At 70.1% G+C, this 11,584-nt stretch carries 3 protein-coding genes; all 3 read left to right on the forward strand.

Annotation, left to right across the window (positions count from 1 at the left end):
• Positions 1-240: 240 nt before the first annotated feature.
• Complete coding sequence (locus tag ACWEV0_RS24940) at positions 241-4,470, forward strand: LamG-like jellyroll fold domain-containing protein (protein ID WP_453151667.1); 4,230 nt, start codon at positions 241-243, stop codon at positions 4,468-4,470.
• A 92-nt stretch (positions 4,471-4,562) separates the two neighbouring features.
• On the forward strand, positions 4,563-10,901 hold the full coding sequence (locus ACWEV0_RS24945; protein WP_453151669.1) for an RHS repeat-associated core domain-containing protein: 6,339 nt from the start codon (positions 4,563-4,565) through the stop codon (positions 10,899-10,901).
• Entirely contained in the window at positions 10,883-11,419 is a 537-nt protein-coding gene (locus ACWEV0_RS24950; RefSeq protein ID WP_453151670.1) for a hypothetical protein, read from the forward strand. The genes ACWEV0_RS24945 and ACWEV0_RS24950 overlap by 19 nt, the downstream gene beginning before the upstream one ends.
• Positions 11,420-11,584: the final 165 nt, after the last annotated feature.

The following is an 11,584-nucleotide window of genomic DNA, read 5'->3' on the forward strand; positions in this document are numbered from 1 at the left end:
TGTGCTCACGGAGGGTTGTAAGGGTGGTCACTGCACCTTTTTGCCGCATATTAAAACCGCGAGTCCGGTTTGTTTTGGAAAATCACCCCGTCACGAAGCCCTCACCGCGAGTAGCGTTCCCGGCCGATCGCGCAGACTCTGCGCTCATTCGAACAGCTCGAACAGGCTGGGGGGTCCATGGGGTGGGAAAGGCGTCGCCACAGAGCGGCGTACGGAGCCGTCATCGCGACGATGACGGTCATGATCGCGGGAGGCGCGGCGGTCCTGCCGGCCACCGCGCAACAGGCGCAGACCGCCGCTCTGGAGAACGCTGTCGCCGAGGCCGCCCAGGCCGGCGAGGCGCCCAGCGAGGCACTGGCCCAGGCCGCCGCCAAGAAGAGCGGCCACGCCGTGGAGGTCACCGGCCTCCGGCACGAGCGGCGTGACGTCTTCGCCAACGCCGACGGCTCGTTCACGTCCCGCGAGTACGTGCAGCCGGTGCGCACGCAGCGCGGCAACGGCTGGGTGCCGGTCGACGCGACGCTCGTCGCCAACGGCGACGGCACCTGGTCGCCGAAGGCCGCGACCGTGGACGTGGAGTTCTCCGACGGCGGCAAGGGGCCGTTCGCCCGGATGAACCGGGTCGGCCGCGAGTACGCCCTGACCTGGCCCGGCGGCACCCTGCCGAAGCCGACCGTGGCGGGCGACACCGCCACCTACGCCGAGGTGCTGCCCGGCGTCGACCTCGCCGTCCGCGCCGACGTCGAGGGCTTCTCCCACTACTTTGTCGTCAAGACGGCCGAGGCGGCCGCCAACCCGGCGCTCGACACGCTCGAACTCGGCCTCTCCACCAAGGGACTGAAGGTCACGGAGACCGCGGACGGCGCGGTCAAGGCCGTCGACTCCGCCGTCGGCGGCACCGTCTTCGAGTCGGGCCGCGCCGCCATGTGGGACTCGGCCGCGGCCGCCTCCCAAGGCGCCCTCGCCGCGGACCCGACGAAGGGCGTCAAGGCCGTCAAGCCCGCCCTCGACCCCGCCGACGGCGGCCGCAAGGCCAAGGTCGGCCTCGATGTCTCCAAGGGCAAGCTGACCCTCAAGCCCGACCTCACGCTGCTCCGCGGCAAGGCCACGGGCTACCCGGTCGTCATCGACCCGACCCCGCGCACCACCGGCACCACCGCCTGGACGTCGGTGATGTCGGGCATGCCGACCGAGCAGGACTGGAAGTACTCCGGCGACGCGGGCGTGGGCCGCTGCCCGTCCGACCTGACCCCCGCCTCGTGCTCGGGGATCGGCGTGCGGCGGCTGATGTTCAGCTTCCCGATGAGCTTCTACAAGGGCAAGCAGATCCTCAGCAGCACCTTCTCCGCGCGGCTCGCGAAGAACTACTGGAACGACAACAGCGCCGAGCCGCTCGACCTCTACCGGCTCGGCGGCGCGAACTACACGATCACCTCGGCCAGCAACTGGTCCAACACCTCGGCCGACTGGACCGACTACCTGCTGACCGTCGACAAGTCGATCACCCCGACCTCCTGCTCCAGCCAGGCCAACCTGCACTTCAGCAACGGTGAGCTGCTCACCGACACGCAGGCCGCCGCGACCGGCGGCTGGACCACCATGTCCCTCGGCCTGCGCGCCAAGGACGAGACGGCGTACTCGGGCTGGAAGCGCATCTGCGGCAACGCCTACCTGTCGATCACGTACAACACCCCGCCGTTGCAGGTATCGAACGCGCTGATGGCCTCGAACCCCGGCGGCAAGTGCGTGACGGACCCGGCCAAGGCCCCGTACATCGATGTCCTGCCCCAGCTCAGCGGCGAGGCCCGGGACCCCGACCAGACGTCGACCTCCAGCGACCCGGTGAAGATGCAGTACCAGGTCTTCTACCGTGACGGCGGCGGCACCGAGCGGAACTACTTGGCCGAGACCGGCTACAAGTCGCCGAACGCGGGCACCCTGTTCACCCACCAGGTGACCTCGCCGCCGGCGGTCACCGGCATCGGGATGTACTCCGCGAGCCGGAAGACGGTGTTCCAGCGCAATACGCCGGACACCGGCGTCAACACCGCCGAGATCCCGTTCGACATGGGGAACAAGACGGTCCTCGTCGGTGACTGGAACGGCGACGGCGTCGACACGCTCGGCACCTTCGACCCGGCAACCCGTCTGTTCTCGCTGCGGGACAACAACGCCGGCCCGGACAACGTCAAGCTCTACTTCGGAAGCCCCGGTGACCTGCCGGTCGTCGGCGACTGGAACGGCGACGGCAAGGACACCATCGGTGTGTGGCGCCCGGGCAACCACACCTTCTACCTGAACAACGAGCACACCAACAACATCACCGACATCCAGTTCGTGTACGGCAACGACGGCATGATCCCGCTCGTCGGCGACTGGAACGGTGACGGTGTCGACACCATCGGCATGTACTACGGGCCGAACATCACGTTCTACCTGCGCGACTACAACAGCAAGGGTGGCAACCAGCACGAGTTCCGGTACGGCAGCGTCGGCGACCAGCCGGTCGTCGGCGACTGGGACGGGAACAGGACCGACACCATCGGTGTGTGGCGCGAGAGCAACCACTACTACTACCTGAACAACCAGAACACCGACAGCTACGCGGACCTCTCCTTCGTGTACGGCGACACCGGCATGGTCGCGCTCTCCGGCACCTGGACGCCCGGCATCCCAGCCAACAGTCTGATCTCCTGGCAGGCCCGCGCCTTCGACGGCGACGCCTGGGGCCCGTGGAGCTCGGCGAACGGCGCGGGGCGCTGCTACGTCCAGCGTGACTCGACCACGCCCGCCGCGCCGGTCGTGACGGCCGACCCGTACAAGGCCGACAACGAGTGGCGCGACGGCATCGGCACGCCGGGCACCTTCACCTTCGACGCCGTCGACACGGACGTGACCGGGTACCGGTACACCTTCGACGACGAGACGACCAAGACCGTCGCCACCACGTCCGGCAATCCGGTCAACGTGACGTGGACTCCGACCACCTCGGGGCGCCACACGGTGGAGGTCGTGGCCTACGACGCCGCCGGGAAGTCGAGCGCGCTGGCGCGCCACAGCTTCCTGGTCGCCAGCGGGCGGATCGCCCAGTGGAACCTCGGCGACGCCGCGGGCAGCACCGACGCGCTCGACGAGATGGGCAACTACCCGGCCTACCCCGGCACCGGAGTGACCTTCGAGACGCCCGGCAAGGGCGGTCAGGCCGACCTGGTCGCGCACCTCGACGGTACGGCCGAGGCCTACCTGACGACGGCCGACCCGGGCGCCCCGACCGAGGTCAACTCCGTCGTCGACACCCTGTCGAGCTTCTCGGTGAGCGCGTGGGTCAAGCCCGCGGCCCTCGACCGTGACATGGCGGTCGTGAGTCAGGACGGCACCGACGAGGCCGGCTTCGTGCTCGGCTACGACGCGACCGCGAAGTCCTGGAGCTTCGGCACGCCCGACGCGGACGGCGGCGCGACGACCCGCTACGCCGCCAAGATCCCCACCGACCCCACCACCGCGGTGGGCAAGTGGGCCCACCTGACGGGTGTGTTCGACGCCAAGGCGACGGGCGGACCGCAGCTGCGGCTGTACGTCGACGACGGCGACCCGGCCACCCCCACCGGCACGGCCACGGCCGCGCGGCTCACGACCTGGGACGCCGGCCGGAACTTCCAGATCGGCCGGGCGATCGGCCAGGGCGTGTACGGCGCCAACCTCGCGGGTGACCTGTCGCAGGTCCGGGTCTACAACCGGCCCGTGACGACGACCGAGATCGCCGCGTTCCAGACCGTCGCGCCCGCCCGCAAGGCGTACTGGAACTTCGAGTCCGCCAACACCGACGGCACGCTGCCGAACATCGAGACCACGGGCACCCCGCTCTCCCTGTTCGAGGCGACGCTCTACCACCGGGCCGGCGTGCGGGACCCCGCCGCGCTCTCCGGCGACGGCCACGCGGTCCTCGACGGCGTCAACGACTACGCGTACACCAGTGCGCCGGTCGTCGGCGGCGACAAGAGCTTCACCGTGGCGGCGCGAGTGCGGCTGACCAACGTCTCGTCGACCACCTCGCAGACCGTGCTCTCCCTGCCCGGGACCAACGCCGACAGGGTCGCCGTCCGCTACGACGGCGCCACCCAGCGGTGGAAGCTCGTGCTGACCGAGAGCGACAGCGCCACGGCCAAGGCCACCGAGCTGACCGACTACGACACGCTGCCGTCCGCGGACGGCGCCGGCAGCCACCTCGCGGTCGTGTACGACGCGGTCGCCCGTGAGCTGCGGCTCTACGTCGACGGCGGCGAGCCGGTCACGGCCAAGCTCGAGAACGGCGCCGCGTGGGTCTCCACCGGCGGCCTCCAGGTGGGCCGTTCCCTGAAGGCCGGCCAGTACCTGTCCGGTGCCGTGGACGAGGTGCGCGCCTACGCGGGCGCCCTCACCCCGACCGCCGTCTCCATGGTGGAGAACCAGGCGCCGAACCCGAACCTGTAAGCCACGCTGCCCGGCCGGGCGGTCTCCCTCGCGGAGCCGCCCGGCCGGGCCTTCTTCTCTCGTCAACCGTTGCAATCCACCCCGGAGTTCTCATGCCTCCACGCGGTAGACCACTGGCCGCGCGCATATCCACCGGCGCGCTGTCCGGCCTGGTCCTCGCCCTGACGCTGTCCCTCTCGGGCAGCGGCGTCGCCCAGGCCGTCGCACCCCAGTCCAAGGCGCCCGGCCTGCCCGGGTTCGCCGACAACCCCGCCCCGATCCAGGGCAAGAAGGCCGGCAAGGCCAAGCCGGCGCCCGCCGACGCGGCCAAGAAGGCCGCGGTACGCACCCTCGGCAAGGTCACCTGGCCGACCGCGGCCAGCGCCGAGCTCAGCCCCACCGCCGCCGCGCGCACCAGGGCCCGCGTCGGCGGCCTCCCGGTGACCGTCGCCCCGGCCGCCGCGCAGTCGCGTATCGCGGGCAAGGCCAAGGCCACCACCGCCCCCGTGGCCCCGGCCAGGGTCCGCGTGACCTCCCTCGGCCACGACAAGGCCGCCCGCTGGGGCGGCGCCGCGCTCTTCACCGTCCAGCGCGCCGACACCGGGACGAGCGCCGCGCCGGTGCGCGTCTCGCTCGACTACTCGGCGTTCGCCGACGGCGCCGGCGGTGCTTACGGTTCCCGGCTCACCCTGGTCCAGCTGCCGGCCTGCGCCGTCACCAAGGCACCGGGCAGCAAGGACTGCACGGCCACGCCGAAGACGGTGAAGAACCTCACGGCCGTCAACGACACCGAGAAGCGCACCGTCAGCGCCGACCTCACCGCCACCGCGGCCGGCGCCGACACGGCCGTCTACGCGCTGACCGCCACCGCCTCCTCGGCGAAGGGCAACTACCAGGCCACGCCGCTCGCGCCCTCCGCGAGCTGGTCCGTGGCCGCCCAGTCCGGCGGCTTCTCCTGGAACTACCCGCTGCGCACGGTGCCGGTGCCCGGCGACATCGCGCCCAGGATCGAGCTGGGCTACTCCTCCCAGTCCGCCGACGGCCGCACCGCCGCCACCAACAACCAGGGCTCCTGGATCGGCGAGGGCTTCTCCTACGAGCCGGACTACATCGAGCGCTCGTACAAGCCCTGCTCCGACGACGGGCACGCCGGTTCCGGCGAGCAGTGCTGGGCGTTCGACAACGCCACCGTGATGCTGAACGGCCAGTCGTCCACCCTGGTCAAGGGCGACAGCGACGGCAAGTGGCACTTCGCCAACGACAACGGCGCCAAGATCGAGCAGCTCACCAACACCACGTACACGACCGGCAACGGCGACAACGACGGTGAGCACTGGAAGATCACCACGACGGACGGCACGGAGTACTACTTCGGCCTGAACCGGCTCCCGGGCTGGACCACCGGCAAGGAGGAGACCCAGTCCACCTGGACGGCTCCCGTCTTCGGCGACGACTCCGGCGAGCCCTGCTACAACGCCACCTTCACCAGTGCCTACTGCAAGCAGGCGTGGCGCTGGAACCTCGACTACGTGAAGGACCGGCACGGTGACGTCCGGGCGTACTTCTACGCGCCCGAGACCAACTACTACGCGCTGAACGCCAAGACCGACGTCAACGGCACCGCGTACCACCGGGCCGGCACCGTCAAGCACATCGACTACGGGCAGCACGACGGCGCCGTCTACTCCACCAAGGCCCCGGCCCGCGTCGTCTTCACCACCGCCGAGCGCTGCCTCCCCGACGCCACCTTCGACTGCGCCCCGTCCAAGTTCACGACGGCCAACGCCTCGCACTGGCCCGACACCCCGGTCGACCGCAACTGCCCCGCCAACACCAAGTGCACGCTGGCGCAGAGCACCCAGACCTTCTGGACGACCAGGCGGCTCACCGGCATCACCACGCAGATGAGCACCAGCTCCGTCGCCGGCGAGTACGAGGACGTCGACGCCTGGACGCTCACCCACCTGTTCACCGACAACGGCGACGCCACCAGGTCGCTGTGGCTGTCGAGGATCGACCACGAGGGCCGGGCCGGCACCGGCACCGCCGCCCTGCCGTCGGTCGACCTCGGCGGCGTGGCCCTGATGAACCGGGTCGACAGCGACACCGACAACATCGACCCGTTCTACCGCTTCCGGCTCACCACCGTGACCAGCGAGACCGGCGCCCAGCTCGACATCACGTACGCGCCGCGCGAGTGCACGCCGACCACGCTGCCGCAGCCCGGGTCCTCGACCAAGCGCTGCTACCCGGTCGTCTGGACCCCGCCGGGCGCCTCGTCGCCGCAGACGGACTGGTTCCACAAGTACGTCGTCCAGCAGATCACCGACACCGACCGCACCGGCAAGAGCGACGACCTCGTCACCCGCTACGACTACCAGGGCGACGCCGGCTGGCGGTACGCCGAGCCGAACGGCATCACCGACCCCAAGTACCTGACCTGGAGCCAGTGGCAGGGCTACGGCAAGGTGAGCGTCACCGGCGGCAACGGCCAGACCATGTCCTCGCGCGTCGACTACACGTACCTGCAGGGCCTCGACGGCGACAAGCAGCCCGGCACCACCACCCCGCGCAGCGAGAAGGTCACGGACTCCACCGGCGTCACGTACACCGGCAGCAAGGAGTTCACCGGCTTCGAGATCGAGCAGCAGGCGTACGACACGGCCGTCGGCGGCAAGGTCGTCTCGAAGACGGTCAACGAGCCGTGGAAGGCGGACACCGCCACCCAGACGAAGAGCTGGGGCACGAGCAAGGCCACCGTCGTCCGCCCGGGCGCGACCCGCGAGTACCAGGTGCAGTCCGACAACACCTGGACCCAGACCAAGTCGGTCTCCACGTACGACACCACCGTGCCGGGCACCCGGCTGAAGTACACCGACGACCTCGGCGACGTCACGACCGCCACCGACGACAAGTGCGTCCGGCCGTCCTACACCGACGTCCCCGCCCAGAACGTCTACGACCAGGTCTCCCGCAAGGAGACGGTCTCGGTGAACTGCGCCACCACCCCGGACCGCAGGACCCAGGTCGTCAGCGACGAGAAGAGCACGTACAACGCCGCCGGTGACGTCACCCTGACCGAGCGGCTGACCGCCCACGACGGCACCACGCCCACCTACAAGCCCGTCAGCACCACCGACTACGACGGCCACGGCCGCCCGACCCAGGTCAAGGACGCGCTGGGCAACGCGACGAAGACCGCGTACACCGACACCAACGGCCTGCTGACGAAGACCACCGTCACCAACGCGCTCAGCCAGGTCACCGCCACCGACTTCGCCCCGGCCTGGGGCGTGTCGAGCGGCGTCACCGACGTCAACAAGAAGCGCACCGACCTGGCCTACGACCCGCTCGGCCGGCTCACCTCGGTCTGGCTGGCCAACCGGGCCAAGACGTCGACCCCGAGCATCAAGTACACCTACAACGTGCGCCGCGACAAGCCGGTCGCGGTGAAGACCGAGACGCTGAAGAACGACGGCACCTACGAGGCGTCGTACCAGCTCTACGACAGCCTGCTGCGCCTGCGGCAGACCCAGAGCCCCGGCGCCGGCGGCACCAGTCTGGTCAGCGACACCTGGTACGACGGCACCGGCAAGACGAAGAAGACCAACGCCACCTACAACACGGCCGGCGCCCCGTCCGACGAGCTGATCACCGTCCTCAACGGGCAGGTCGGCGCGCAGACCGCGTACGAGTACGACGGCCTCGGCCGCACCACCGCCGAGATCTCCCTCATCGCCGGCGACGAGCAGTGGCGCACCACCACCGCCTACGACGGCAGCGCCGTCCACGTCGACCCGCCGGTCGGCGGCGTGCCCACGACGACGCTCAACGACGTCCACGGGCGCGTCAAGGAGCTGCGCAGCTACCACACGGCGTCCCCGGAGCCGACCGGCCCCGGCACGCAGTACGACTCGGTCAGGTACACGTACACCAACCGCGGCCAGCTGGAGACGGTCACCGACTCCCAGAACAACGTCTGGCGCTACGGCTACGACCAGCTCGGCCGCAGGACCACGGCCGTGGACCCCGACGCCGGCACCACGACCACCGAGTACGACGACCTCGACCGGGTGAAGTCGACCACCGACGCCCGGCTGAAGAAGATCTCGACCACCTACGACGCGCTCGGCCGTGAGACCGGCACGTGGGAGGGCGACGCCGGCACCGGCAAGCGCCTGACCGAGAACCTGTACGACAACACCGGCTACCTGGGCCAGCTCTGGGCCTCCATCCGGTACGTCGACGGCGTCGAGGCGTACTCCAGCTACGTCCAGACCCGTGACGCGCTGTACCGGCCCGAGCGGACCGACTACTACGTGGCCGGCAGCCTGGACGCGAAGCTCCAGGGCACGTACACCTTCACCACCCAGTACGGCCTCGACGGCAACCCCACCAGCACGGCCATGCCGGCGGCGGGCAAGCTGCCCGTCGAGACCTTCGCCTACACGTACGACGAGCTGCGCCGGCCCGACACCATGACCAGCTCGCTCTCCACGTACGTCAAGGACACGCTGTACACGGGCACCTCGCAGCTCAAGGGCCTCGTCATGGCCTCGGGCAGCGGACGCCAGGTCCAGCAGTCCTTCGACTACGAGAAGGGCACGCAGCGACTGATCGGCTCGACGGTCGACGTCGAGGGCGCCACCTCGCCCGCGAAGGCCACGGCCTACTCGTACGACCAGTCCGGCAACGTCCTGTCCGTCACGGACACGTCCGAGGCCGTCGCCGACGTGCAGTGCTTCGCCTACGACGCGGGCCAGCGCCTCACCGAGGCGTGGACCCCGGCCGCCGGCGCGACCGAGGCGGCCGGCTCCGGCACCGTCGGCGGCACGCAGGGCGGCAAGACCCCGACGGCCTGCGCGGGTGCCCCCGGCGCGAATCCGCTGGGCGGTCCCGCCGCCTACTGGAAGTCCTACGTCACCGACTCCATCGGCAACCGCACGAAGGACGTCACGCACGACACCGGGCTCGACGCGACGAAGGACGTCACCCGCACCTTCACGTACGGCGAGAACTCCGCGGGTCCGCACGCCGTCACCAAGGTCGACGAGAGTGCGCCTTCCGGTCCTCGCACCGCCACGTACCACTACGACGCGAGCGGCAACACCGACACGCGGACCGTGGGCACGCAGGCGCCGCAGGGCATCGAGTGGAACTCCGAGGGCAAGCCGGCGAAGATCACCGAGCCGGACGGCAAGGTCTCGTCGTACGTGTACGACGCCGACGGCAACCGTGCCGTACGCAAGGACGCCATGAGCACCACGCTCTACCTGCCCGGCATGGAGCTGAAGCTCCCCACCACCACCGGCGCGGCGGTCGAGGCCACCCGCTACTACTCCTTCGCCGGCCAGACCGTCGCCGTCCGCCAGGACGCGGGCGACCTGTCCTTCCTCGGCGCCGACCAGCAGGGCACCGGCCTCGTCGCCATCGCCGCCGCCACCGGCCTCGTCACCCGCCGCCGCCAGGACCCCTACGGCAACCCCCGCGGCGCGGCCCCGACCGCCTGGCCCGGCGAAAAGGGCTTCGTCGGCGGCACGCTCGACACCCAGTCGGGCCTGACCTACATAGGCGCCCGCGCCTACGACCCGGCCCTGGGCCGCTTCCTCTCGGTCGACCCGGTCATGGACCCCCAGGACCCGGCCCAGATGAACGCCTACAGCTACGCCCACAACTCGCCGATCACCCAGTCGGACCCGACAGGCCTCCGGCCTGACGGCCCGGCGGGTGGCGCGTCGTACAACGACGAGAGGTGGGCCGACGACCGGGGCATGTCGATCCACTACGACTACGGGAAGGGCGACTTCGACATCAAGCCGAGGTCGGACCGTGCGTCGTACCGCAAGTACCGGCACTACCGGGCGAACCCGGCGAACTACAAGGTGTACCACTACGACGCGAAGGTGGTGGAGGCGCAGCGGAAGGCCGCGGACAAGGCAGCCGCTGATCGTCGAGCCAGGGAACAAGCGCTGACGCAGGAGAAGGAGAAGAGCTTCTGGGACCGGGCCGGTGACTTCTGGGACGACCACAAGGAGATGATCGTCCACGAGGCCATCAACATCGGTGTCGGTTTCGGCGCCGGTCTGGCGGCCGCGGCCATTTGTGCCGGTACGGCTGGGCTCGGCTGTGTCATCATCGCCGGAGCGGCTGTCGGGGCATTGGCGGGAACGCCTGCGCACTTGCTGGCCGACAAGGCCATGGGCCACGAAACGACGGGTCAGGACGCGGCGAAGTACGTGCTTGGCTCGGCGTGGTCCGGTGGGTTCCAGGGCGGACTCCGGGGCAAGTATGGCGCCGGGTCCGCGGGCCTGCTGTGGCGAGGCGCGAAGACGGTTGCACCAAAGGTTGGTCGGGCCCTGCAGTCGGCTGGAACGGCGGTTGCGTCCAAGGCTGGTCAGGGTCTCGCAGCGATGGGAAGGGGGCAGGCCGAGGCATGGGGGTACTGGTACTGAGGAAGGACGCGTCCCGCGATTGGCGGGCGCCGGCCTCTCGTACAGCGGTGTACGCGACGGGCACGACTCCTCTGGGGAGCGTCGCCTTGACGCGTAGGCCGGGAGCTCGCACGAGCGCCGAAGCGGCGGCAGAGGGCTGGGAGGACTGGGTCCTGTCCCTCCGGGACGAGGAGAGGCTGACTGTCCGTGGGCTCGCCGCGCCTGGATATGTATCCCGCAAGGTGATCAAGAAGGGGGTGGACGGGGACCTCGACGGCGCTGGTGTTCGCATCACCGCCTCGTCCGCTCTCGCCCAGTCCAAGCGATCGGTCCGGGTGCAGGGAGCTGCCATCGACGTGGTGTTCATGTCGAAAGGGCTGAGTGTCCACCTTCTGGAGTCCGACGTTTCGCGCGGTTCGAGAAGTCCGAGCGGGTGGCAGTTCTCGCACCCGACGGACACGGCTGTTCTCGCCGCCTGCCTTTTCGAGTGGGCTGAGTTGGAGTACTTCCTGAGGACGCCTGGCCTGCGGTCCTTGTAGCAAGCCTGCAGGGGTATCCGAACCTGGGATGCCCCTCACACCCACCCCCTTCGAGGCCCCGGGGCCGCCCCCCCGCCCCGGGGCGGGGGGGGCGCGGGGGCCGCCCCCCCACGACGGGGTGTCGGCGGTGTTCCTGCCGGACCCGCACCCGGAGTTCGGCCAGTG

The sequence above is a fragment of the Streptomyces sp. NPDC003943 genome, assembly GCF_053605265.1.

What these genes read in the sequence shown, in the direction of transcription:
- ACWEV0_RS24940 (WP_453151667.1), top strand. Translation starts at nt 241, where the DNA reads ATGATCGCGGGAGGCGCGGCGGTCCTGCCGGCCACCGCGCAACAGGCG.
- ACWEV0_RS24945 (WP_453151669.1), top strand. Translation starts at nt 4,563, where the DNA reads ATGCCTCCACGCGGTAGACCACTGGCCGCGCGCATATCCACCGGCGCG.
- ACWEV0_RS24950 (WP_453151670.1), top strand. Translation starts at nt 10,883, where the DNA reads ATGGGGGTACTGGTACTGAGGAAGGACGCGTCCCGCGATTGGCGGGCG.